We start from the raw sequence: 24,654 nt of genomic DNA, 5'->3' as shown, positions 1-24,654 counted from the left end.
TGGTTATTAGTCATCAGTTGTTGGCGGAAGAAGCTAGGCTTCAAAACTCATAACACGAAAACGTTATTTAGTATATACTTTTCCCTTTAATAAGTAAGTCTTGTTGTTCTTCATTACACACGGCAAACGAAAATCCTTGTTGTAGGGCATAGGCGCCATATTCACCTTGCTTATTCATGGCTAAGAAGCCAACTTGGATTTCCTTCGCTTTCGCGGGTTTTTTCTTTACAATGCGCTGAACGGCTTCCTTGCAGGCATCTTCCGGTGAATAACCTTGGCGCATTAATTCAACAACCAGAAAGCTTCCAACGGTTCTGACCACTTCTTCACCCACGCCCGTAGAAGTAGCAGCACCTATTTCGTTATCTACATACAAGCCGGCGCCAATAATGGGACTGTCACCCACCCGGCCATGCATTTTAAAAGCCATTCCACTTGTGGTGCAGGCACCGCTAAGGTTGCCACGGTTATCCAAAGCTAGCATACCAATTGTGTCGTGATTATATTGATTACCTGGTAATTTATTTGGCGAAAAATGCTGATTTTCAATATTCATAATCGGCTTGTACTCAGCTTTTTTTAACCATTCTTTCCAAGCTTTCTCTGATTCTTTTGTCAAAAGGTTTTCCTTCTTAAAACCGTTTTCCAATGCAAATTGAAGCGCACCATCACCTGCAAGCATTACATGTGGAGTCTTTTCCATTACCAACCTGGCGACTGAAATGGCGTGTGTAATATGCTCCATAGCTAACACGGCCCCGCAATTGCCATTCTCATCCATAATGCATGCGTCTAATGTCACGTGTCCATCGCGATCAGGATAACCGCCTTTGCCAACGGTAACATTTTTAAGATCGGCTTCCGGCACTTTTACACCAGCTTCGACGGCATCTAATGCACGTCCTCCTTCTTTTAATATTTGCCATGCAGCTTGATTGGCTGCAATCCCAAAATCCCAGGTGGAGATGACAATAGGCTTGGAAGATTTTGCGGAAAACGAGAGTGGATGTCCATATGTTTCGTTCTTAATTCCCAAGGCAACAGTTCCGATAATGCCTTGACGAATGAACTTTCTTCGATTGATCATTCTAGTTTATTTATATCGATGCAAACATAAAAAAACTCTTTAGAAAAACGGCAAGTAAGTGACATGCAAAAGAAATCGTTGCGCAAAATGCGTTATTTTGCATTTTTATATAAAAATTATGCAAAGATAATTTGCTCTTCTTGACATATACGTTAATTTAGTACCTAATACCTCCATCTGAATTATATGAAAAGGATCACGATTCTTGTTATATTCGCTTTAGGGCTTTGTTCGCGGTTAAATGCACAGCAGAATTTGCCCCTAGAAGAAAGAATTGTACACTTAATAGAGCTCACACGCAGTAAATATGCATTGGATAAAAGGACAGTTGTTTTTGAAGCTTATACCGATTCTTTAGGAAGATGTGTACTTGAAACGAGCAGCAACGTAGCAGCCGCCTATTTTCGTGAACAATACCAAACTGCCAATATAAACCAGCCTTTATTCATTAATACTTTGCCGGACGCGGCGCTGCAAGATACTACTTTTGGTGTAATAAATGTTTCTGTAGGTAATATGCGTACGGTCCCCAAAAATGCTGCGGAAATGGCCAGTCAAGCACTGCTCGGTTGGCCGGTTGATGTATTGAGAAAGAAGGAGGGGTACTATCTAGTGCGAACGATCGATGGCTATATTAGCTGGCTAGATGAAGCTGCTATTTCGTTAAAAACGAAGCCTGAAATAGATGATTGGAATAGAAAGGAAAAAGTAATAATTGTAGGCGACTACGGGCATGTCTACAGTGATCTGGATAAAAGGTCTTTGCGAGTTTCTGATATAGTGATGGGAAATATATTGGTAAAAGAGGGTGAGTTCAAGGATTTTTTTAAAGTCATTTTTCCCGACGGCAGACGTGGTTATATCGATAAGGCAATAGCGCTGGATTATGAAGATTGGAGACACGGGCTTAACCCATCAGCAGATGCAGTTCTGGGAATTGCAAAAACAATGATTGGTGTGCCTTATCTATGGGGAGGAACATCGATAAAAGGAGTTGATTGCAGTGGATTTACAAAGACAGCCTATTTAATGAATGGTTTTATCATTCCGAGAGACGCTTCACAACAAGTCTTAGTAGGAGAGCCCATTAATATTTTAACGAATGATAAACTTGATTTATCCAAAGCACTTAACAATTTAAAACCGGGCGATCTCCTATTTTTTGCTGGAGGAAAGCATAGAAGCTCAAATGCCAAGGTAACCCATGTGGCATTATATATAGGCGATGGTAGCTTCATCCACGCCGCAGGCAAGGTGAGGATCAACAGTATGGTGCCCGGAGCCTCCAATTATGATGATTTTGAAAGTCGAACGGTAGTAGCAGCGCGTCGCTATTTAGCAAACCGGGAAATAGAGGGCATAAAGAAGGTGAAATAGTTCGATTGACACCTCGTTTCTTCCAGTCTGTTTCCTCATTATTGAATATAATTTTTAAAGTTTTCATCCAGCTCTTTCGACAAGTCAACCAAATAACCATTTACAATGGCATACTTAGGTTCACCCTCTTTAGCAAGAAAAAAATTCGCCTGACTTCCGAGCGTTGGACTGTTGCCATAAATTGTTCCGTTACCGGTTAAAAGAAGCGGCCATTTATAGTGTTTATTATTCGCTACGTTTTTAACTTGAACAGCAATGTAACCTGCTCGCAATAATCCGATAACCTTTTCCTTTGTGAGTTCGTTGGGATGATTTATTGCTGTCGGATACAATTTCCCTTTCATAAAACTAAGCCCTTTCGCATCCAACTCCTCATAGCCGTAACTATCTTTCAGGTCACCTACATCGTCAATTCTACCTCGTATATAAAATGCGCTGTCCGGTGCATTCAATTCGTCTCTTTTAATCGCTAGATCAATCGGATAGGTTACCGAGTCTCGCTCAGCTTGGATATTCCTTATTAATAGATCACATAGTTTAGTCGCATTTTCAGGAATATCTTGATAAGCCTTTTGTTCATACTGGGTATAACTTTCTTGTGCGATCTCAATCAAGGCGTTTAAAATAATCAAAAAGTTTAGCTTTCGGATATATTGCTTTTCGGGATCATTTTTATAACCTCCCGATTCGATAAGCACCGTGCTGGCTCCCCATTTCTGAAAATTGTCGCCGAAACCGCGGGGTTCATGTGTGTCATCGTATTTAGCCACACCATTGGGGATGTATTGCTGTAAGATTTTATTCATTCCCACAATAAGTTGCATCGCTCGGCCCCTTACATCATTAATGTCTTTTTCATGATTATAAGCTGGTGCCAAGAACGATATTGTCGCTGGATTTGGCGTGCCCGGAACGTTGTAATAAATATGTTGATCATGCAAATTAAAGCCGAATGCCGGTTTGTTAACTTCGGCAGCATGTTTTAGTATGCGAGCCTCCGGGCTCGCGGTTTCGCGGGCATCTCGATTTAAATCGATGTCCAACGCATTTCTGCGGTTAAAAATTTCAGCACCATCGGGATTGATCATGGGTAGAAAGTACAATGTTGTTTCTTTGTTCAGCAGATTTCGAACGGAATCAAATTGGTCATTTCTACCCTCCAAAAAATTAAAGAGATCAAATAGCGCCATGGTAGCGGTACTTTCGTTACCGTGCATTTGTGACCATAGCATCACTCGTTTATTTCCTGAGCCATATTTCAGCTGATAAAGCGTTCTTTTTTGTACGGATTGGCCTAACTTACTTATTTCAAAAAGCTTACTCTCTTCTCGTTTTAATATCAAAGGCTCTATATCTGCGTGTTTAAATCGACGATGCGTAAGATTTTTTTCTTTAAAAGTTTCAAAAGCAGTTGCTAACATAGCGGTATCGGGACTATAGTTTTTTTTGTTGTTAAAGCTGGATTTTTCGCGCTGACAGGCGCTTATTGTAAGTAAAGCAAAGAATACGATTTTAATTAACTTCATATTGCACGGGATTGTGAGAAATAACCACAGACCTAATTCATTTTAAGAAACCATCTTCCCTTCAACAAGAAATGTGCCTTCATTTGCGTTCATCGTAACTTCTGCGCCGACAGGAAGAATAAACTGCTCGCGAATATGACCAATTAGTGCACCCTGATAAGCGGGTATACGAAGTGGTTTAATATAATCTTCTAAAATTTGATCGAGTGTCAATGAGCCATAACCACCACTAGGCGAGCAATCTGTGCATTTTCCAAAAATAAAACCTTTGATTTTATCGAGTGTACCGTTTAGCTTCAGCTGACAAAACATGCGTTCAACTCGATATGGTTCTTCTGATACATCTTCCAAAAATAAAATGCTATTATCAAAATCTGGATAATATTTTGAACCGGCAATACTGGTCAAAACGGTAAGATTTCCACCTAATAATTTGCCTTTGGCAATACCGGGGACAATTGTTTGGATACGGTTTTGCCTTGGAATAAGATCGTCACCTTTGTTCAATGGATTGCGGTAGAGTGGGGGGATGCCGTTAAAGAAAATATCTCGGAACTGCTCCACGACTAGGGTCGGCCAGGAACTCGATCCTACCGGGCCATGAAAAGTTATCAAACCTGTTTGACTGTGTATAGCAGCGTGTAAAGCTGTAATGTCACTATATCCCAAAAATATTTTAGGATGGTGTCTTATTAGATTGTAATCTATTTTATCTAACAACCTCGCAGCGCCTGAACCTCCACGCATGCAAACTATAGCTTTAACCCGCGTATCTTCGAACATATCATGCAAGTCATCCAATTTTTGTTTATCATTCCCTGCAAGATGGCCGAAGCGATCATGGGTATGTTTACCCCATTTAACTTTAAATCCCAGGGCTTCGAATGTCTCTTGTGCTAGCATAAATGGCAAGTTTCCATCAATAGCCGACGAGGGAGAAATGATACCAATAGTATCGCCAGGTTTTAATTTTTCAGGATAAATCGGGGCTATCTTAGGCATGTTTTTCTTGGCAGCCTGCACCGTAGGCAGGTTCAAATTCGCCGATGTGACATATGCTATGCCAGTTCCCATGAAACGCAAAAGAGTTCGTCTATCCATTGCCTAATGGTTGTGATTGAATTTACCTGAATTAGCTAATCTCTTTCAAATAATAGGCGTTTCCCCGGTTCGTTGCTCACAATTTTTTCATTTTCAAAAGCCAGATTTCCAGAGACAATCGTATGTGTAATCGAGGATTTAAATGTATATCCATCAAACGGCGACCAACCACATTTTGATAGGATGTTGGATGAACTAACAGTATATGGCTTGTTTAGATCAACTAATACAAGATCTGCGAAATAACCTTCACGAATAAAACCTCTATTTTCAACCTGGAAACAAATTGCCGTATTATGAGCGGTTTTCCAAGCAATATCCGTTAGCGTTAGCTTTCCTTCATGGTATAAGTCAAGGAGGGCTTGGAGTGCATGCTGTACTAAAGGTCCTCCTGATGGCGCGTCGATATACGGCTTGGATTTTTCTTCCAGCGTATGTGGCGCATGATCGGTAGCTATTACGTCTAGTCTTCCGTCCAACACCGCCCGTAGAATTTCTCTTTGGTCTTCCTTCGTTTTTACCGCAGGGTTCCATTTGATGAAATTGCCCTTCGTTTTATAGTCCTGATCGTTAAACCACAAATGATGAATGCATGCTTCTGCCGTTATTCTTTTTTCTTTAAGCGGTATATCGTTTCTAAACAGGTGCGTTTCCTTTGCGGTCGAAATATGTAAAATATGTAATCGAGTACCAAACTTCTCCGCAAGTGCTACTGCGCTTGAAGATGATAAATAACAAGCTTCGGCAGATCGTATCAAAGGATGCATATCCGGCGTAAGTTTATCGCCATACTGATTCTTGAAATTTGTTAAATTCTGCCGTATTGTAGCTTCATCTTCGCAATGTGTTGCAATAAGGATAGGTGCATTTCTAAAGATAGCCTCTAAGGTCTTTTGGTTATCAACAAGCATATTTCCGGTTGATGATCCCATAAAGACTTTGATACCACAGACATCTTTGGGATTGGTTTTTAATACTTCCTCCAAATTGTCATTAGCAGCTCCCATAAAAAAGGAATAATTTGCCAACGAGTTTTTTGATGCTATTCTATATTTGTCTGCTAACAACCCCTGAGTCAACGTATTTGGAACCGTGTTGGGCATTTCCATAAAGCTGGTAGTACCACCGGCAACGGCGGCCCTGCTTTCATGCCATATATCTGCTTTGTGTGTCAAACCAGGTTCTCGAAAATGGACTTGATCGTCGATTAGGCCTGGAAAAAGATGTAAACCCTCCGCACGAATTATGTGATCGGCCGGGTGGTTAATCTCCGACGAAATCATTTCTATTATACCATGGTTTATATATAAATCAGCGATCTGAGTAGTTCCTTCGTTTACAATGGTAGCGGCCTTGATTAAAATGGATGACATAGTATTTTGTTCAGTATGATAAGTCAAACTTAGGCAAAATTGGCTTCATAAACAATTTTATCCAATCCAATCAATTCTCTATCTTTGCAGGCTATGCACAAATCATTTGAGGACTTTAAGTTTAACAGGCAAATACTGAACGCAATAGCTGACGCGAAATATAAAGAGCCTACGGCTATTCAACAAAAGGCGATTACTCCAATACTTGCCGGGCAGGACGTGATGGGTATTGCTCAAACGGGTACAGGAAAGACGGCCGCTTACGTATTGCCCATAATTATGAAGCTCAAATATGCCCAGGGATCAGACCCGAGAGCATTGATCTTATCGCCGACAAGGGAATTAGCAATGCAAATTGAAGAGAATATACAATTGTTCGCTAAGTATACGGATTTGCGTACCGTAGTTCTTTACGGTGGACTAGGGCCTAAGCAGCAAATAGAAGCACTTGAGAAAGGGGTGGATATTCTTGTGGCTACTCCGGGAAGGTTTTTGGATCTATACCTAGCTGAGCACATTAATACGAAGCAAATCAAGTTGCTCGTGATGGATGAAGCGGACAAAATGATGGATATGGGATTTATCGGAAAAATCCACAGGATTCTTGAAGTTGTTCCTAGAAAAAGACAAAATTTGCTCTTTTCTGCAACAATGAGTGAGCTAGTTCATAAAATTGCCGGTGATTTTTTGGCTTTTCCAACTATAGTAGAGGTGTCGCCACAAGCTACGCCGGCAAACACGGTAAGCCAGCAATTATACTTTGTGCCGAATACAAAAACGAAAATTAATCTCTTGCAATATTTACTAAAAAATGATGAAGATTTTCACCGGCTCATCATCTTCAGTAAAACGAAAACGATCGCTGACAATATATATCATTTTTTATCTAGAAAATATGGCGAAGATGAAGTGCGGGTGATTCATGCCAATAAGGGACAAAATACGCGAATCAACTCTATCAACGCCTTCAAAGAGGGATCTGTAAGAATACTTGTTGCGACAGATGTAGCTGCCAGAGGGTTGGATGTAAGCGATGTAAGCCACGTTATTAATTTTGATATCCCAATTGTTATAGAGGACTATGTACATCGCATTGGTCGTACAGGCCGAGCAACGAAATCGGGCATTGCCATTAGTATGTGTACGCCAGCGGAAGCGTACTATATTGCGAAGATTGAAAAACTTATTCGCCAGCAAATTCCTGTATCTGAACTACCCGCCGAGGTGCTTATAGAAAAGACTCATTTTGAGGAAAAACAAGCTCAGGCTAGGGAAATTGATATGCAAAAGCGGAAAGAGAATCCCGAATTCAAAGGGGCGTTCCACGAAAAGAAAGCGGCGAACAAAAAGGTGAATAAAGCCGGTAAAAGCAAAACGGCAAGTAAAAGGGCAACAAAAGGCAATATGAAACGTAAAAGATGAAGAATCTCCGTTTGACTCCGCTCAATATTGTATGTGCCTTGCTCGCTGTTTCGGGGGTGTGGAGTGTAATTGTTGATCAATTGGCTTGGAAGAGAATTGCGCTTGGCATACTATTAATTGTTATACTGATCATTGCGGACCAGTTTTTTCGTCTTTTTTTTCAACGAATCAGACGTATTTGGCTTGTTGAAATGGGCTTTGTTGTTTTTACCATCTTGGTGATATGGCTAATAGAAAATCAAGGCTCTTTTTGATGTAGAGCTATTAATAGATAATGAATAAACTAAAATAATATAAAGTGAGAAAAGCAGAAATAAAATTAACAATTGAATTAGATGACGCTAATATTCCTGAAAATATAACCTGGGAGTCGACAGAAGGAGAAAACAAAGAAGCATTACCAACCAAGGCAATGTTTCTAGCACTTTGGGACCATCATTACAAAAATGCGCTACGTATTGATTTGTGGACAAAGGACATGCCTCTTGATGAAATGAAACGTTTCTTTTATGAAACCTTGCATACTATGGGCGACTCATTTTTGAGAGCTGCGGGCAGCGATCCTTTAGCGGAAGCCGTAATAGGAGATTTACGCGACTATTGCGCCCATTTTGCTGAAAAAATGGAAGTAGTACAAGCTCAAAAATAACGTTTTCAAAAAGAAACAACTAGTTCAATAAAGTGAACTAGTTGTTTCTCTTTCTCTACAAAGTATCCTTCTCATTCCACATGCCATAATTATGTAAGCAATATTGGCTGTCTTCAATTGCAAATTTCTGATTAAATAATCAAATTGTGTATTTGACGCTTCAGCTTTTCATAAATAGCGTTTTTAACCCTCATTGCTATAAAAGAAAGGCTGATGAGCCGTTAGTAATATGCTACGACTCCTTAGAGTGGACAGACAATTGTTACATACCCTGCATTATTAATCGTTATTTATTAAGCCTTCTGTTATGGTGGTTAGACTCTTATTTTATTTAATGCAATCGTTTAAATACATCAGTATACTGATTGCTTTTTTGTTAGTTGCCGATGTGTTATTTATAAAGCTGTCTCAAGCACAAGAGATTCCAACTCCGACCATTCCCGGCGATACGACCAACACAAAAACACAAGACACGATAACCGGAATTGTGAGGGATGAACAAGGAAATGCACTTCCGGGCGTTTCGGTAATGGTAAAGGGAAAACCCAACACCGGCACCACAACCGATCCGAACGGCCGCTACAAAGCCACTGTTGGCGGTAATACGATACTTGTGTTTTCTTACACCGGTTACGGAAGTAAGGAAGAACGCATTGGAAAGAGAAAAGAAGTTGATGTTGTCCTTAGAGCAGAGCAGGAAGCGTTGGAAGAGGTAGTTGTTATTGGTTATGGTTCGGTAAAAAAACGAGATTTGACCGGTTCCGTGGCGCAGGTAAAAGCTACTGAAATCAATGCTTTTCCAACAAGTAATGCATTGCAATCGTTATCAGGCCGGGCACCTGGCGTGCAAGTTTATCAGGGTTCCGGCGCACCTGGGCCTGCTATGTCCGTACGTATTAGGGGAGCCAATTCCATCTTAGGAAGCAACGAGCCCTTATACGTCGTGGATGGTTTTCCCTTATCGGGGAGCAATCCGACTATCCTAAATAACGCGGACATAGAAAGTATGGAAATACTGAAAGATGCATCCGCGACAGCAATATATGGTTCGCGGGGGGCCAACGGTGTAGTAATTATCACAACAAAACAAGGCGGAGTTGAAGGTACGGGAAGTGCAACACAGGTAGATTTTGAAGCTAATTACGGCATACAGCAAATCCGAAAAAAACTGGATTTGATGACCGGACCTGAATACGCCACGTTTTATAACCTACGTGCTGCAAATGATGGAGTTACCCCTTATTTTACGCAAGAACAAATTAATAATTTACCATCGTTCGATTGGCAAGATTTTATTTTCCGTTCAGCACCGATAAAAAGCACCTCACTCAATATTGGCGGTGGAAATGAACGTACGCAATTTTCAGTCGGTGGTAGTGTGCTTGCACAAGACGGAATTATCAAAGGAAGCGATTATGATCGATATTCTTTACGTGGAAGTATTCAACATCAGATTAGTGACAAGCTAACAGTTGATGCTAATGCTACGTTAAGTAGATTAATCACGGGAAGAAAAGACAGTAATGGTGGAGCAAGGGGTAATTCATTGATATCATCAATTTTAGGGGCACCTCCTGCATTAACGCCATACGACGATAATGGGGGGTACAGATTGCTCTCAAACGCCTTCAATATCGCAGCACCGGATATTATAAATCCATTGAATTGGATAAACGAAGAAACAAACAAAACGGAAGCAAATTTAGTGCTTGCGAATGCAGCCGTTACTTACAAACCTATATCAGACATCAATATTAAACTCTTAACCGGTATTGAGAATCGAGATGATCGCGAAAATATGTATCGCACAAACCGGTATCAAGGCTCAACGGGTGAAGCAAAAATTACGGCTAATAATGAACAAAGTAGATTGGTTGAACTAACCGCAAACTATAATAAGATTTGGAATGAGCGACACAATTTCTCCGCGTTAGCGGGTGTAACTTATCAGGATTTTATAAATAGCTACGTGATGGGAAGCGGCCAGGGATTCATTAGTAATGTAAGCGGATGGGATAATTTAGGCGGCGCTTTGGTGCCTTTAGTGCCTGCATCAGGTTATAATAAATCAACTTTGCTGTCTTATTTGGCAAGAGTAAACTACACATTGGATGATAAGTATCTTTTTACGGTAAGCTTTCGTGCCGATGGGTCGTCTCGGTACCGTACGGACAGTCGCTGGGGTTATTTCCCGTCCGGCGCTTTTGCATGGCGAGTCTCGCAGGAGGATTTTATGAAAGATCACAATTGGATATCTGACCTTAAATTGCGGGTAAGCTGGGGTAAAACAGGTACACAGATTGAAGATTTTTATCCGACGTTTAATCCATTAGCTGGCGGATATACTGTTTTCGGACAAGATTTGCACTTAGCTTTTGCACCTGAGACTGATCTTCCAAATAGGGATTTAAAATGGGAAACGACTGAGCAGATCGATGCGGGACTTGATTTTGGTGTTTTAGATAATCGGCTTGTTTTTACGGCAGATTACTACCGCAAAACTACAAAAGATTTATTAAATGCTGTTCCACTGCCCACTTCAATGGGATACGCAACGACCTTTCAGAATGTGGGACAAATACGTAATAGCGGTGTTGAATTAGGCCTGAATGCTAACATTTTCAAGGGCGATTTTAAATGGGATGTTACTGCTAATATTGCATTTAACAGAAGCAAAGTCTTAAAATTATATGCAGGAGCCGATATATTTGGCGATGAACTGAAGATGAATGTGGTAAGTGATTCCAGAACCATTTTACGAGAAGGTTTACAAAGGGGCTTGTTTTTTGGTTATCTAGAAGATGGATATGATGAAAAAGGCCAGATAAAGTATAAAGATTTAAATGGTGACGGATCGATCAGTAACGCAGACCGAACGGTAATAGGCAACCCGAATCCGGATTTTATTTATGGGTTGAACTCCTCCATGTCTTATAAAAACTTTGATTTTACCTTTTTTATACAAGGGATGACCGGTAATGACATTTTCAACGCCAGCTCAATTGGCAGCACCGTGGATTATGTTTCCGGACTGAATATGGTGCGTGATGTGCTGAATAATCATTGGACTCCCGAGAATCCAAACGCAAAGTATCCGGTAATCAGCAATACCGTTAATGCACGTGTGTCTGATAGATGGGTTGAAGACGGTTCCTTCTTACGATTAAGGAATATCCAGCTAGCTTATAATTTACCTGTAGAGAAGTTTAATCTCGGGTGGCTTAAGCGTTTACAGGTTTACGTGAGTGGGCAAAATCTGCTCACATTAACCAATTATTCATGGTATGACCCGGAGATGCCTTCCAGTGGTTCTGATTACCTAAGTTATCCGATCGCTAAAACCTATACATTCGGTGTGAAAGCTGGTTTCTAACAAAAAAAGACTTTAAGAATATGATACACAACGCTCAATTAATATATACGATGAAGCATCACAGCCTGGGGATATGGCTAATAGTCGTATTTTTTACGCTATCGAGTTGCAGCAAAGAATTGGATCAGGAACCACGGTCGATCTTGGAAGAAACCTTTTATAATACAGCTGCCGAGGCCGAGGCAGCCGTCAATGCGATTTTCCCCCCAATTCGTTTAGGAGCGCAGGGCATCGCTTCTTATAATGCTACCTTGGAATGCCATAGCGATTATGCCTACGGAAGAGGAAGTTGGGCGCAGTTTAATGATTTTAGTGGCTTAGATGCTACGAATACCAATCGAGTAGGCGATTTTTGGAATTCATTTTATCTGGCCATCCGAAATGCCAATCTTGTCATTAGACACGTACCGGAGGGTAATGCAATGAATGATGAAGAAAAGAACAGGTATGTTGCAGAAGCAAAGTTCATGCGTGCCTGGTGCTATTTTCATTTAGTTCGTAATTGGGGAGGCGTACCGTTACGTATTGAAAGTAATATGGAAGAAAAGGATGTGCCAAGAAGCTCGGTTGAGGAAGTTTATGCTTTGATTGATGCTGATTTACGGTTTGCAGAAAGTTACCTCCCTGAAGATAATGCTGCACAGCCGGGAAGGCCTACTAAATGGATGGCAAAGACGGTGCTAAGTGATTACCTATTAACCAACAATAAATATCAGGAGGCAAGAGATAAAGCATTGGAGCTTGTGCAATCCGGTCTTTTCTCCCTTGTTCCTATACAACAAGTTGATGACTTCGAACGTATTTTTGGAGCAGGAGTAGGCGTAACAGATGAAGAAGTTTTTCATTTCAAATATACAAGAGAAGGTCAGGGAAATTATTATCCATTTATTATCAACCATCCGGAAACAGGGTATTTCATGAAAGGGGGTGGAAAAGGTGCTTATGCCCAATATTCCAATGTTAATAATAATTTTTATAAGGAATGGAGTGACTTGGATTTACGTAAACAATCGTGGTATCCAATGAATATCGGTCTAGGAGAAGGAACCGTTCTTCAAAAAAAGTTCATTGACCCCGCAGCTGCAAATGAATACGGGGCAATTAATGATTTTCCCGTATATCGTTATGCTGAAGTATTACTGTTATTTGCTGAAGCAGAGGCACGGGTGAATGGCGTCACAGCCGAGGCGCTGGATGCATTAAATCAAGTTAAAAGACGTGCTTATGGAAGAGAAATAAATACAGCTTCTGACATCGATTATCAAATTGGGTCATTTTCTCCTGAAACGTTGATAGACTCCATCCTACAAGAAAGGGCCTATGAATTTCAGTTTGAGGGAAAGCGTTGGTTTGATTTGAAACGCACAGGTAAAGCAGCAGAGATACTTCAAAAGAATAAAGGTGTAGCCATTGCTGATAAACATTATTTATGGCCGATTCCATTAGCTGAATTAAACTACAATCAGGGTATAACGGAAAATAACCCCGGGTATTGACAGTTGCTCGTCTATTTGTCTTATTATCTTGTTGGGCAAGTATAACACTTGTTATTACAGTAAACCAAAGTCTGGGAGCGATCCTAGACTTTTGGTTTACATGGCGTAATAGTTCTAAAAAAGAATCCATGTAGTAGTAATGTAAAAAAATCCTTAATTTGGCCTACTTTAGCAGAGTTGGTACACGCATGGAAAGAAAAAAGAAAGTAGCCGTAATAGGAGGGGGTAGCTGGGCGACAGCCATCATTAAGATGTTAAGCGATAACGAAGTGGAAAAAGACATTTTCTGGTGGATGCGAAACAAGGAAGCTGCATCCTACATTAGAGAATACCATCATAATCCAAATTACCTTAGTGCTGTAGAAATTAAAATCCCTTCGGACCAGATAACAACCAAATTGTCTGCTGTTATCAAATCTTGCGATCTCTTGATCTTAAGTATACCTGCGGCGTTCCTGAAGGATGCACTTTCGACAGTTTCAGCAGAGCTATTGCAAGGTAAATATATTATAAGCGCTATCAAAGGCATTGTTCCGGAAGAAAATCAGATAATTGGCGACTATTTACAGAGTCGATTCGACGTTCCCTTGGATCGCATTGCTGTCATTAGCGGACCCTGTCATGCGGAGGAAGTCTCCTTGGAAAAGCTTTCTTATCTAACTATTGCCTCTGCGTCTCCACATACGGCTTCTGTTTTTTCGTCTATGCTCAATACGCGTTATATTAAGACGATTCAATCCGATGATATATATGGAACCGAGTATGGAGCTGTTTTGAAAAATATTTATGCCGTTGCCAGTGGCATATGTCATGGCGTGGGGTACGGTGATAATTTCCAAGCGGTTCTTATTTCCAACGCTATTCGTGAGATGGCTCGCTTTTTGGCAAAAGTACATCCGATTAACCGAGATATCAATGAATCCGCTTATTTGGGTGACCTGCTTGTAACGGCATACTCACAATTCAGCCGAAACAGAACTTTTGGGAATATGATTGGAAAGGGCTATACTGTTAGATCTGCTCAACTGGAGATGAACATGGTGGCGGAAGGATATTATGCATCAAAATGTATTCACCAAATTAATAAAACATATCAGGTAGATATGCCCATTTGTAGAGCCGTATATGCCATTTTGTACGAAAAACATTCACCTCATATCGAAATGAGACTTTTATCTGAACAATTAACCTAATTATTAACCAATCATATAAGACTTATTATGAACACCTATTTACGATCAATCGGCAGATTCAGTTGTTTGTTGCTGTGCTTTTTACTTCCAACCCATCATATTGTCGTTGCACAGGATGCAGTTTCAGGATATAGGAATGGTATGGTAGTTTCTGCTCACCCGATAGCTTCAGAAGTTGGTTTGAATATACTGAAGAAAGGTGGAAACGCGGTTGATGCTGCCATTGCAGTACAATTTGCCCTAGCCGTCGTTTACCCCAATGCCGGGAATATCGGTGGAGGCGGGTTTATGGTGTATCGTTCTGCCAAAAACGAATTTGCCGCTTTGGATTTTAGGGAAACAGCTCCCGGCAAAGCGACACGAGATATGTATTTAGACCCCGAAGGCAATCCAATCGAGCGTTTAAGTTTAGATGGACAGTTATCAGTAGGGGTTCCGGGAACCGTGGATGGAATGGTTAAAGCCCACGAAAAATATGCTAAATTGGCTTGGAAGGATTTGCTTCAGCCAGCAATAGATTTAGCGAGAAAAGGTTTCCCCCTTACAGCTATGCAAGCGGAGGAGCTGAATGCAAGAAAGGAAGCTTTTCAGCGGTTCAATCCAATGGGAACGGCGCTTATTAATAAAAAAAGCGAATGGAAAGGAGGCGATCTTTTAGTGCAAAAGGATTTAGCCCGGACACTTACCGCAATTAAGGAGAAAGGTCGTGCCGGTTTTTACGAGGGTCGGACGGCTTTTTTGATTTTGGAGGAAATGAAGCGCGGTAACGGAATTATTAGTTATGAGGATTTAAAACGCTATCAAGCTAAATGGCGCGAACCGATTATAGGAAATTATAAAGGTTACCAAGTTGTGTCGATGCCGCCTTCATCTAGTGGCGGTATTGCTTTAGTGTCCTTGCTCAAATCAGTTGAACCCTATCCGTTGAGCAGGTGGGGCTTCCAACAAGATTCGACAATTCAAGTGATGGTGGAAGCTGAGCGGAGGGTTTATGCGGACCGCGCGGAACATTTAGGAGACATCGATTTTTACCCAGTACCAATTAAGGGGCTGTTGGATTCCAATTATCAGCTTGGAAGAATGCGAGACATGAATTTTAATCGGGCTACCCCTAGCAGCGCCATCAAAGCAGGAAGCCCTCAACATCATGAGAGTGAACAAACGACGCACTTTTCAATTGTTGACAAAGAAGGGAACGCGGTATCCATAACGACTACCCTGAATAATGCCTATGGCTCACAGGTGGTGGTGCAAAAAGGAGGGTTTTTATTAAATGATGAAATGGATGATTTCTCAATTAAACCAGGTGTGCCCAATTTATATGGACTTCTTGGTGGAAAGGCAAATGCAATAGAACCGGGAAAGCGAATGTTAAGTGCAATGAGTCCGACAATCTTAACCAAAGATAACAAGCTTTTTATGGTTCTTGGTACACCTGGCGGATCAACTATTATAACGTCGGTATTTCAAACGATCTTAAACGTCATAGAATTCGATAAAACAATGCAGCAGGCTGTTGATGCACCCCGTTTTCATCATCAATGGATGCCGGATGAGGTATTTGTAGAAGAGAACGCGATAACAGACGCTGTCCGAACTCGTTTGGAGCAGAAAGGATATAAGTTTACGCCTAGAGGTAGCATTGGTAGGGTGGATGCAATTTTGGTAGGTTCGGATGGCTCATTGATGGGAGGCGCCGATTCAAGAGGAGACGATAAGGCCGTTGGATATTAACTTAAAAATAAGAAACAATTGGTATAAAAAAAGCCCCTACTAAATAGGGGCTTAAGGGTTACCATTTTTTTCGTTCACCTTTTCTCTCGCGACGTTTTCCCGAAAAATCACGAAAACCTCCGCCATTACCACTATCTCTTTCACGATCGCGTCCTCCACGTCCACTACTTCTTGAAGAGCGCCCACTCCGACTGCTTCCACTTCTAGAAGGGCCTGCGTCTCGGTCGCCGGCTAATTCAACACGTACGGAACGTCCGTTGAAATCCGCTCGCTGAAATCCGCTCATGATTTTGTCAACTACATCATTTTCTACTTCAAAGAAAGTATACACACCTTTTAGGTCTATCTTACCGATGCTTTTACCGCTTATCTGTGCATTGTTACAGATGTATCCCAACATATCTCCTCTGGTAAAATCATCCACCGAACCAAGATTAATAAATAAGCGAGTAAAGTCAGATTTGTAGCCTGTACGGCCAAAACGATCTGCTTTTCCTCCCTTTTCTGATCGGGAGTCAGTTGCCGCAGATACATTCAGATCAGGTGCATTCTCGTAATAATCCAAGAAGCGATTGAACTCCAAGCTAGCAAAGTGCTTAATGACATCTTCTTTAGAAAAATCACTAAACTCGTCCATGATACGTGGAAGGTATTGACCGATTTGGTCATCATTCACTTCAACGGCTTTTACTTTATGAACAAGTGCAAACAATTGTTTCTCGCATACATCAAAACCATTAGGAATCTCTGCTTTTACGAATTGCTTGCCGATTACACGTTCAATCTGTCTTATTTTCCCTAGTTCTTTAGAGGTAACCAACGAAATAGAAACTCCCGTTTTACCTGCACGAGCAGTACGACCACTTCTGTGCGTATAATTCTCGATCTCGTCAGGTAAAGAGAAGTTAATAACGTGTGTTACATTATTAACATCGATACCACGCGCAGCAACATCAGTTGCGATGAGCAGTTGCAAGCTACGTTCGCGGTAACGTTTCATTACTTTGTCGCGTTGTTGTTGCGAAAGATCACCATGTAGAGAATCGGCATTATAACCATCCTTTATCAAGGCTTCCGCAATTTCTTGCGTTTCAATTTTCGTGCGGCAAAAAACAATACCGAAAATTTCAGGATTAAAATCTACAATGCGTTTAAAAGCCGCGTATTTATCGCGCGGTCTCACGATGTAGTATTCATGATCGATATTTGCGTTACCTGTATTCTTTGTTCCTACGGTAAGTTCAAACGGATCGGTCATGTAATTTTTTGCGATCCGACGTACTTCTGCCGGCATAGTGGCTGAAAATAACCACGTTTTCTTTTCATCGGGAGTAGTTGAAAGGATATCGTTAATGTCCTCTTGAAAGCCCATATTGAGCATTTCATCCGCTTCATCCAAAACTACATACCGTACTCCCGAAAAATCTATGGCCTTTCTGCCGATAATATCGAGCATACGGCCAGGTGTCGCAACCACAATTTGTACACCACGTCTAATCTGGCGCAGCTGATCGCTAATATTAGCGCCACCATACACAGCTACAACGTGTACATTGTCTAGATTTTTAGAAAAATTTTTTAAATCATTAGTAATCTGTAAACACAGTTCACGCGTAGGACAAAGCACTAATGCTTGAGGCGTGTTTTGTGAGAAGTCTAATAATTCTAATAACGGCAGGCCAAATGCTGCGGTTTTACCGGTTCCTGTTTGGGCTAATCCGACAAAATCGCTGCTGCCTGTAAGAAGGGCCGGAATGGCCTGCTCCTGGATTGGTGTAGGTTTTTCAAAACCTAGCGCCGATATGGCATTAACAACATCATGACGGATTCCCAATTGACTAAATGGGTTCATGAAATTCAAAAAACGTTAGACTTTATTGTCTAAAGAAGGTGCAAAGGTAGACTTAATTATTGATATATGCAAGCTTATAACCTTTTTTATTAACTGACTACATTAATTGTAATATAGAACCTCAAACCTGTTTTAACATTAACTTGTTTTAAAAAGATCATTATCTTATTTACCTCTTAACTATTTCCCACCCGAAGTAAGAGTGAATGAAGTGTTGTGAAAAAAAGCCGCCCAAGGGGAGCGGGCGGCTGTCCATCGATTGGGATATGATGGACATCAATCAACCTAATCGTGCTTGAAGATGGAGACCTTAAGCTTTTTCGCCTCCTCTTCAGTGTCTATAAAGCCAGTAGCCAGTATAGTATAATATTGTCCTTGTTTTGGTGTAAAAGTAGCGTTCGCGATTGATACATGCGTATCATGGTTAATTACCTCCAGTGTGTAGGCTGTGTTGTCGTCCGCTTTAATATTACCAAAAGCACTATTTTGCTTAAACTTTTTATCGGACGCTAAAAGTGTATCCACCGCACTTGTCTTCAAGTCAAATTTCACGGAGTCAGGGCAAAGATTAATAAAACGAATTCTTGCCATGCCGCTGGCAGGGACATCGCTTGCATAAAAATCCCGCATACCTAACAGTTCCAATGAATCAAGGCGATCTACCGCAAAAATGGAATAGCATACCCCACCCTCTAAACTCCAATTTTTTACATCCAATTTTTTATTGTCCGCTGACGTATTTACCTGAAATTGGTTACCCCCTGGATACACCAATTGGTAAACCGTTCTATCCAAATATTTAAATTGTTGTGTATTAACTCTATACCCGTTTATTCCTACGATTAAATCACCAGCATCCGGTGATGTATGTATAAACGATACAAGTGCTGCGGGTATGGTTCCATCTTGTCCGTTATCGTCATCTTTAAGACATGCGCTCATTGGCAACAAAAAACAAAGGCCTAGAAACGCATAGATCAATCTCTTCTTGTTATTTAACAATAAAGTATGTATGTTCATGTGAATTAATAAACGTATGTAGATAGCCTGTTGATGGCTTATCTTCTGATACCTTTAACGGGTTGGGGAGTGCGAGCGCTACAGTATTTATAAAATTTATTTAGGGCGAAGCCTTCGTCCAAAAAAATCCATAAGTTTGTACCAAAGAATTGTAGAAATTAATGTCTTTAAAAGGAAATCAGTTTAGGTCTAATACAGTAAAGGGAGAAGGGAAGATACGAAATAACGGTACCCCTAAAAGATCACGCGATGAACAATCGACGTTTGGTACCCGATTTTCGGGGCGAATAAATTTCCAGAATAGTAAAGCTGTGAAAATTGCCGGCCTATTTTTTTTGGTGCTGTCTCTTTATTTTTTCATTGCATTTACCTCTTATCTATTTACTTGGCAAAATGACCAAAGTTATATATCTGCGGCTAATGGAGGGTGGAACACACTATTTAAGACCAGGGAAGAGCTGGAAACCTTGGGATTTAAAGAGGTAGTTGTTGAAAACTGGCTTGGCAAGTTGGGTGCATTATTGGCGAATCAATTTATGTACGAGTGGTTCGGTATCGCATCCTTTTTGTTTGTAATAGCCTTTTTTGTAATGGGGTATAGGCTTCTATTTAAAGTAAGACTCATTGCTTTAGATAAGCTTTTTGGCTACGGTTTTTTTCTTTTGTTGTTCATATCGGTAACGATTGCTTATTTTCATAGCTTCATCTTAGAATATCCACATTATTTAGAAGGAGAGTTCGGCTTTTGGACCAATAAGATACTAGAAGCACAGGTTGGCACGGCAGGTGTTGGAGCCTTTTTGTTATTTATAGGCTTAACCGCTTTGATTATTGCATTTAATCTCGATTTTAAACTGCCGGAGAAAAAGAAAAAAATAGTGTTAAATGATGATGTCAACGATCTTATATCCAACGTGGAGGAAGAAGAGGATGATGACGTTCAGGAGGATGAATACACAACACCCGCCTTTCAGCGCAATCAAATAAAGAATGACCGGAGCGATCATATTGGTGGCGAGAAAGAAAATGAAACTCGTTTATCGCAGAACTTAGAAGTTAAACCTAGAAAGGTTGAATTGGACTCAGACGCAAGTTCAAATAATCCTTCATTTGAATTGGAACCGCTCATTGCAAATGAACCGGAATCCGAGCGAAATATGCCACTCAACGAGGTTAAAGAAAGTCCTGACTTACTGGTAGAGCGCGTGAAGGAGGAAAAGCCGTTGACCACCGCTGATACGCTTGTAGAGCAATTTGGTCAATATGATCCAAAATTAGATTTATCAGGCTATCAACACCCTCATTTAGACTTGTTAAAAGATTATGGTTCGGGAAAGATCGTGGTGAATAATGAAGAACTGGAAGCAAATAAAGATAAAATTGTTGAAACACTTAGCAATTATAATATTGAAATCGACAAGATCAAGGCAACTATTGGTCCTACGGTTACCTTATATGAAATTATTCCTAAGCCAGGTGTGCGTATTTCAAAAATCAAGAATTTAGAAGATGATATCGCACTTAGTTTAGCAGCCCTTGGAATACGTATTATTGCACCGATGCCGGGTAAAGGGACTATCGGTATTGAAGTTCCAAATAAAAAGCCGGAGATGGTTGCTATGAAAGCAGTTATCGCTACCGAAAAGTTTCAGCATACTGAAATGGACTTACCGATTGCTTTAGGCAAAACTATTTCGAATGAAGTATATATAGCTGACCTAGCCAAAATGCCACACTTACTAGTTGCAGGGGCAACGGGCCAGGGTAAATCAGTGGGCATTAATGCCATTATTACTTCTTTACTATATAAAAAGCATCCGGCAGAATTGAAATTTGTGATGGTAGACCCGAAGAAGGTTGAACTATCGCTTTTTAAAACTATTGAGCGACATTTTTTAGCTAAACTTCCAGGAGAAGAGGAAGCCATCATAACCGATACGAAAAAAGTTATCAATACCCTCAATTCACTTTGCATTGAAATGGATCAACGTTACGATTTGTTGAAGAATGCGCAAGTGCGAAATCTGAGAGAATATAACAACAAATTTGTTAACAGAAGGCTTAATCCTGAAGAGGGACATCGCTTTATGCCTTTCATTGTTCTGATTGTCGATGAATTTGCAGATCTGATGATGACAGCCGGAAAGGAAGTGGAGACACCTATCGCGCGACTTGCGCAATTGGCACGGGCCGTGGGAATACATTTAGTAATTGCAACGCAACGCCCTTCCGTTAATATTATTACCGGTACTATTAAAGCAAACTTTCCGGCTCGTTTAGCTTTCCGAGTTCTTTCTAAGGTGGACTCACGCACGATTTTAGATACCGGAGGTGCGGATCAACTTATTGGACGAGGTGATATGTTGCTCGCGACAGGAAGTGATTTGATCCGGATACAATGTGCTTTTGTGGACACCCCCGAAGTAGAAGAGATTTCAGAATTCATCGGGGCACAAAGAGGCTATCCTTCAGCTTTTCTGTTGCCCGAGTACGTGGATGAAAATGGAGAGGGCAGTGGTTTAAGTGATATCGATTTGGTAAACGACCGCGATGCATTATTTGAAGAAGCTGCGCGATTAATTGTTTTGCATCAGCAGGGTTCTACGTCCTTGATTCAGCGAAAACTCAAATTAGGGTATAACCGTGCAGGGCGCATTATCGATCAACTTGAAGCAGCAGGCATTGTAGGTCCTTTTGAAGGTAGCAAGGCCAGGGAAGTGCTATACCCGGATGAATACTCATTGGAACAATTTTTGGAAAGTTTAGCTAAAAAGGATTGATGGAAATCGAATACGCAATTAAACGTTTTGCAGATAAAAACGTCTATCCCATATAACCTAGCTATTGAGCCCCTACCAATCGCTGGGGAAAACGGTGGCTACAGAAGTTTATAATATGAAGAAATTTATTTCTGTGATTATTTTGCTTGCTTGCAGTTTAATGGCTTTAGGTCAAAATGATCCTGCAACAAAGAAGCTGCTAAACGACATAAGTAAAAAATACCAATCGTATAGAACGGCTAAAATTCAATTTAGCTTAAAGGCACTTAACCAACAAAAACAGACGACGGTAAATGAAAAAGGGGAGTTAACTGTAGAACCTCGAACCAATAAATACCGTATCGTTCTTGACGATCAGGTAATGATCTCGGATGGTAAACAGCAATGGCATGTACTGAAAGAAGAGCAGGAAGTTCAGATTAACGATGTAGAAGAAACACAATCGGGATCAATTACCCCGGCAAATATTTTTTCGTTCTATAATCAGGGATTTAAATATCCTGCCGCAAAAAGCGAGCAAGTAGCAGGCAAGGCCTTGTGGGTGATTGATTTGACCCCGACGGACAATAGCAAGTCTTATTTCAAAGTGCGATTACGGTTAAACAAATCAGTAAATCAGATTTACGATGTTACAGTTTTTGATAAAAGTGGAAGCCTTTATAGCTACACCATCCAAAATTTCATACCCAATGTTAAAGTTAGCCCCAAAACTTTTATATTTGACAAAGCAGATTATCCGGGGATGGAGGTTGTAGATTTGCGATAAGTTCTGCGATCGGGTCAATGATTTTTATACATAGAAAAAGTGTTACCGTTTACGCAACATAGTTTGGATAAGTTAGAGGCTCTTTTTAAGGGCATGGGCTATAAAGTTCGCTATGAAAAAGGAAACTTTAAGACAGGTTCCTGCCTTTTACAGAATAGTAAGATAATAGTTGTTAATCGCTTTTCGAATGTAGAGGTAAAGATAAATTCGTTAATTGAGCTTTTGCGTGAACTGGAACCCGATATATCCCAGCTGGATGATAAACAAAAACAACTATTATTTAATATTAAACAAACTAAATTAACACTTTGACGATTAAGTTTTTAGGTACAGGAACATCACAGGGCGTGCCTGTAATTGCATGCAGTTGTAACGTCTGTACCTCTTCTGATTATCGTGATAAACGTCTTCGTTCTTCTATTTTGCTCACGGAGAAAGGCAAAAACATTGTGATCGATACCGGCCCTGATTTTCGTTTTCAAATGCTCCGTGCGAAAGTAAATCATTTAGAAGCCGTACTTTACACGCATGCACATAAAGATCATATAGCAGGTTTGGACGATATCCGTGCCTTTAACTATTTTCAGGGGACAGCAATTGATGTTTTTGGCGATTATTTGGTTCAAGAAGCACTTAAACGGGAATTCTATTATATCTTCGCTGAGCACAAATATCCAGGTATACCTAAGATTAATTTAAGAGATGTAACCGATCAATCCTTTTTCGTGGGAAATATAGGTGTTCAACCTATTGATATTATGCATTTTAAACTACCGATAAAAGGTTATCGCTTTGGTGATTTCACTTACCTTACCGATGTGAAATCCGTTTCGGAAAGTTCCGTGAACAAAATAAAAGGTACAAAAACTTTAGTAGTAAACGCGTTGCAACGAGAGGCGCATATTTCTCATTTTACTTTAGAAGAAGCTATAAACTTTGCGAGCAGAATAGGGGCTGACCACACCTATTTGACCCATATCAGCCATCGTTTGGGCTTGCATGAGGAAGTTTCCAAAGAATTGCCTCCAGGAATCCACCTTGCTTATGATGGATTAGAAATTTCTTTGGATGATTGATCTTTTTGGCACTTCATTTTCATTAAAGCACAATCCCAGAGCTTAATGCGAGATTGTAAGGATCTTTTTACCGCTTGTATCGCATCTTGCCAAACAGAGGGGTCGTCACCGCACAGGGTGCTCGTCATCTCGAGTGCAAGATTGCCATGATGATCTCCATCTACTTCAATATGTCTTTCCAAATAGTATTTAAAAATGGAAATACTTTCCGGAAATTCGCTGTCCAAATCTTTTATGATGGAAATAAACATATCAGGAATCAAGTCTTCTCTACTAAAGGTAAATACAGCTGATTGAATTGCCGGGGTTGCATGGCTTATTATATCGAAAGTGTCGCTAACAAAATCTACTGCCGCCTCCGGTGCATCTGCTATACGTAGAGCAATTTGCATTGAATTACCTTCTTTAAGTGCCTGCGTCAATTTGGTTATTGAAGTCGTGTCAGCTCCACACTGCTCCATTGCTTCCAAATACATTTCGTAATGGCTCTTTCGATTTCCCAGATGGTCAATATCAGATTCTTCACCGGTGACAATTTCGTTGATTAAATAACGTGTGTTTGCGTCGCCAATAGGATACCAAGGTATTTGAACGCAAGTTAAACTTCTTTGTAACGCTTTTAACAAGGACATAAAATCCCACACGGCAAAAATGTGATGTTCCATAAAAACTTTCAGATCATCAATACTTGTAATACTCCTATAAAGCGGGTGGTAAATGATCTCCTCCTTCTGTTGAGCGATCGCTTCTTCTAATTGTTGTATATAAGCTAACTGCATGGCCTGTAATTTTCTGCAAACATAGCTATGTGCGACGTAATTAACATAAC

General features: G+C 40.5%; 19 protein-coding genes. 12 read left to right on the top strand and 7 right to left on the bottom strand.

Annotated elements, in window-relative coordinates; all coding sequences use genetic code 11:
* Positions 1-67: 67 nt before the first annotated feature.
* Positions 68-1,087: a N(4)-(beta-N-acetylglucosaminyl)-L-asparaginase gene (locus FKG96_RS16645; RefSeq protein ID WP_013667141.1), complete on the bottom strand. Its 1,020-nt coding sequence runs from the start codon at positions 1,085-1,087 to the stop codon at positions 68-70.
* A 186-nt stretch (positions 1,088-1,273) separates the two neighbouring features.
* Here FKG96_RS16645 and FKG96_RS16640 point away from each other — a divergent pair, with 186 nt between their 5' ends.
* Positions 1,274-2,464 carry a C40 family peptidase gene (locus FKG96_RS16640; protein WP_130855840.1) on the top strand — a complete coding sequence of 397 codons (1,191 nt, stop codon included), beginning with the start codon at positions 1,274-1,276 and terminating at the stop codon, positions 2,462-2,464.
* 38 nt (positions 2,465-2,502) lie between these two features.
* Here the strand turns inward: FKG96_RS16640 and FKG96_RS16635 are convergent, their stop codons facing one another.
* The 3 genes from FKG96_RS16635 to FKG96_RS16625 are packed head-to-tail and all read right to left on the bottom strand — an operon-like array spanning position 2,503 to position 6,464.
* Complete coding sequence (locus tag FKG96_RS16635) at positions 2,503-3,990, bottom strand: M14 family zinc carboxypeptidase (RefSeq protein ID WP_130855841.1); 1,488 nt, start codon at positions 3,988-3,990, stop codon at positions 2,503-2,505.
* Positions 3,991-4,032: 42 nt separating this feature from the next.
* Positions 4,033-5,091, bottom strand: a complete 1,059-nt coding sequence (locus FKG96_RS16630; protein ID WP_130855842.1) for an LD-carboxypeptidase — start codon at positions 5,089-5,091, stop codon at positions 4,033-4,035.
* Between the two features lie 35 nt (positions 5,092-5,126).
* Positions 5,127-6,464: a dihydroorotase gene (locus FKG96_RS16625; RefSeq protein WP_130855843.1), complete on the bottom strand. Its 1,338-nt coding sequence runs from the start codon at positions 6,462-6,464 to the stop codon at positions 5,127-5,129.
* A 93-nt stretch (positions 6,465-6,557) separates the two neighbouring features.
* On the opposite strand from FKG96_RS16625, the gene FKG96_RS16620 reads away from it, so the two are divergent.
* The 7 genes from FKG96_RS16620 to ggt all read left to right on the top strand — a co-directional run bounded on the left by FKG96_RS16620 (position 6,558) and on the right by ggt (position 16,331).
* Complete coding sequence (locus tag FKG96_RS16620) at positions 6,558-7,886, top strand: DEAD/DEAH box helicase (protein ID WP_149105715.1); 1,329 nt, start codon at positions 6,558-6,560, stop codon at positions 7,884-7,886.
* The gene (locus FKG96_RS16615; RefSeq protein ID WP_130855845.1) at positions 7,883-8,140 is read left to right on the top strand and encodes a hypothetical protein; all 258 of its coding nucleotides are present in this window, start codon (positions 7,883-7,885) and stop codon (positions 8,138-8,140) included. Before FKG96_RS16620 ends, FKG96_RS16615 begins: the two co-directional genes overlap by 4 nt.
* A 44-nt stretch (positions 8,141-8,184) precedes the next feature.
* Positions 8,185-8,535 carry a gliding motility protein GldC gene (gldC, locus tag FKG96_RS16610; protein WP_013667134.1) on the top strand — a complete coding sequence of 117 codons (351 nt, stop codon included), beginning with the start codon at positions 8,185-8,187 and terminating at the stop codon, positions 8,533-8,535.
* Positions 8,536-8,842: 307 nt separating this feature from the next.
* A complete protein-coding gene (locus FKG96_RS16605) occupies positions 8,843-11,908 on the top strand; it encodes a TonB-dependent receptor (protein ID WP_130855846.1) in 3,066 nt (1,021 codons plus the stop codon).
* Between the two features lie 50 nt (positions 11,909-11,958).
* Entirely contained in the window at positions 11,959-13,404 is a 1,446-nt protein-coding gene (locus tag FKG96_RS16600) for a RagB/SusD family nutrient uptake outer membrane protein (RefSeq protein ID WP_242627176.1), read from the top strand.
* A 188-nt stretch (positions 13,405-13,592) separates the two neighbouring features.
* Positions 13,593-14,597, top strand: coding sequence for an NAD(P)H-dependent glycerol-3-phosphate dehydrogenase (locus tag FKG96_RS16595; RefSeq protein ID WP_041387583.1), 1,005 nt, complete (start codon positions 13,593-13,595; stop codon positions 14,595-14,597).
* A 27-nt stretch (positions 14,598-14,624) separates the two neighbouring features.
* The gene (gene ggt / locus FKG96_RS16590) at positions 14,625-16,331 is read left to right on the top strand and encodes a gamma-glutamyltransferase (protein WP_130855848.1); all 1,707 of its coding nucleotides are present in this window, start codon (positions 14,625-14,627) and stop codon (positions 16,329-16,331) included.
* Positions 16,332-16,389: 58 nt separating this feature from the next.
* On the opposite strand, the gene FKG96_RS16585 is transcribed toward ggt, so the two are convergent.
* The gene (locus tag FKG96_RS16585; protein ID WP_130855849.1) at positions 16,390-18,183 is read right to left on the bottom strand and encodes a DEAD/DEAH box helicase; all 1,794 of its coding nucleotides are present in this window, start codon (positions 18,181-18,183) and stop codon (positions 16,390-16,392) included.
* 285 nt (positions 18,184-18,468) lie between these two features.
* Positions 18,469-19,203 (bottom strand): DUF4397 domain-containing protein, encoded by a 735-nt coding sequence (locus FKG96_RS16580; RefSeq protein ID WP_130855850.1) that lies wholly within the window; start codon positions 19,201-19,203, stop codon positions 18,469-18,471.
* 161 nt (positions 19,204-19,364) lie between these two features.
* Here FKG96_RS16580 and FKG96_RS16575 point away from each other — a divergent pair, with 161 nt between their 5' ends.
* From FKG96_RS16575 to FKG96_RS16560, 4 genes are all read left to right on the top strand, one after another.
* Positions 19,365-21,983: a DNA translocase FtsK gene (locus FKG96_RS16575; protein ID WP_130855851.1), complete on the top strand. Its 2,619-nt coding sequence runs from the start codon at positions 19,365-19,367 to the stop codon at positions 21,981-21,983.
* 115 nt (positions 21,984-22,098) lie between these two features.
* A complete protein-coding gene (locus FKG96_RS16570) occupies positions 22,099-22,749 on the top strand; it encodes an outer membrane lipoprotein carrier protein LolA (protein WP_130855852.1) in 651 nt (216 codons plus the stop codon).
* 39 nt (positions 22,750-22,788) lie between these two features.
* Positions 22,789-23,061, top strand: coding sequence for a hypothetical protein (locus FKG96_RS16565; RefSeq protein ID WP_013667125.1), 273 nt, complete (start codon positions 22,789-22,791; stop codon positions 23,059-23,061).
* Complete coding sequence (locus FKG96_RS16560; RefSeq protein WP_130855853.1) at positions 23,058-23,825, top strand: MBL fold metallo-hydrolase; 768 nt, start codon at positions 23,058-23,060, stop codon at positions 23,823-23,825. Before FKG96_RS16565 ends, FKG96_RS16560 begins: the two co-directional genes overlap by 4 nt.
* Here the strand turns inward: FKG96_RS16560 and FKG96_RS16555 are convergent.
* Entirely contained in the window at positions 23,792-24,604 is an 813-nt protein-coding gene (locus FKG96_RS16555; protein WP_130855854.1) for a DUF3050 domain-containing protein, read from the bottom strand. The genes FKG96_RS16560 and FKG96_RS16555 overlap by 34 nt on opposite strands.
* Positions 24,605-24,654 lie beyond the last annotated feature (50 nt).

The organism is Olivibacter sp. LS-1 (genome assembly GCF_008245145.1).
Taxonomy (GTDB): Bacteria; Bacteroidota; Bacteroidia; order Sphingobacteriales; family Sphingobacteriaceae; genus Olivibacter; species Olivibacter oleidegradans.
The sequence above is the reverse complement of the archived record's forward strand: the minus strand, read 5'-3'. Positions and strand labels throughout refer to the sequence as shown.

Bases quoted from the DNA above. Each gene is read 5' to 3' on its own strand.
- FKG96_RS16645 (WP_013667141.1), bottom strand. From the start codon at position 1,087: ATGATCAATCGAAGAAAGTTCATTCGTCAAGGCATTATCGGAACTGTT.
- FKG96_RS16640 (WP_130855840.1), top strand. From the start codon at position 1,274: ATGAAAAGGATCACGATTCTTGTTATATTCGCTTTAGGGCTTTGTTCG.
- FKG96_RS16635 (WP_130855841.1), bottom strand. From the start codon at position 3,990: ATGAAGTTAATTAAAATCGTATTCTTTGCTTTACTTACAATAAGCGCC.
- FKG96_RS16630 (WP_130855842.1), bottom strand. From the start codon at position 5,091: ATGGATAGACGAACTCTTTTGCGTTTCATGGGAACTGGCATAGCATAT.
- FKG96_RS16625 (WP_130855843.1), bottom strand. From the start codon at position 6,464: ATGTCATCCATTTTAATCAAGGCCGCTACCATTGTAAACGAAGGAACT.
- FKG96_RS16620 (WP_149105715.1), top strand. From the start codon at position 6,558: ATGCACAAATCATTTGAGGACTTTAAGTTTAACAGGCAAATACTGAAC.
- FKG96_RS16615 (WP_130855845.1), top strand. From the start codon at position 7,883: ATGAAGAATCTCCGTTTGACTCCGCTCAATATTGTATGTGCCTTGCTC.
- FKG96_RS16605 (WP_130855846.1), top strand. From the start codon at position 8,843: ATGGTGGTTAGACTCTTATTTTATTTAATGCAATCGTTTAAATACATC.
- FKG96_RS16600 (WP_242627176.1), top strand. From the start codon at position 11,959: ATGAAGCATCACAGCCTGGGGATATGGCTAATAGTCGTATTTTTTACG.
- FKG96_RS16595 (WP_041387583.1), top strand. From the start codon at position 13,593: ATGGAAAGAAAAAAGAAAGTAGCCGTAATAGGAGGGGGTAGCTGGGCG.
- ggt (WP_130855848.1), top strand. From the start codon at position 14,625: ATGAACACCTATTTACGATCAATCGGCAGATTCAGTTGTTTGTTGCTG.
- FKG96_RS16585 (WP_130855849.1), bottom strand. From the start codon at position 18,183: ATGAACCCATTTAGTCAATTGGGAATCCGTCATGATGTTGTTAATGCC.
- FKG96_RS16580 (WP_130855850.1), bottom strand. From the start codon at position 19,203: ATGAACATACATACTTTATTGTTAAATAACAAGAAGAGATTGATCTAT.
- FKG96_RS16575 (WP_130855851.1), top strand. From the start codon at position 19,365: ATGTCTTTAAAAGGAAATCAGTTTAGGTCTAATACAGTAAAGGGAGAA.
- FKG96_RS16570 (WP_130855852.1), top strand. From the start codon at position 22,099: ATGAAGAAATTTATTTCTGTGATTATTTTGCTTGCTTGCAGTTTAATG.
- FKG96_RS16555 (WP_130855854.1), bottom strand. From the start codon at position 24,604: ATGCAGTTAGCTTATATACAACAATTAGAAGAAGCGATCGCTCAACAG.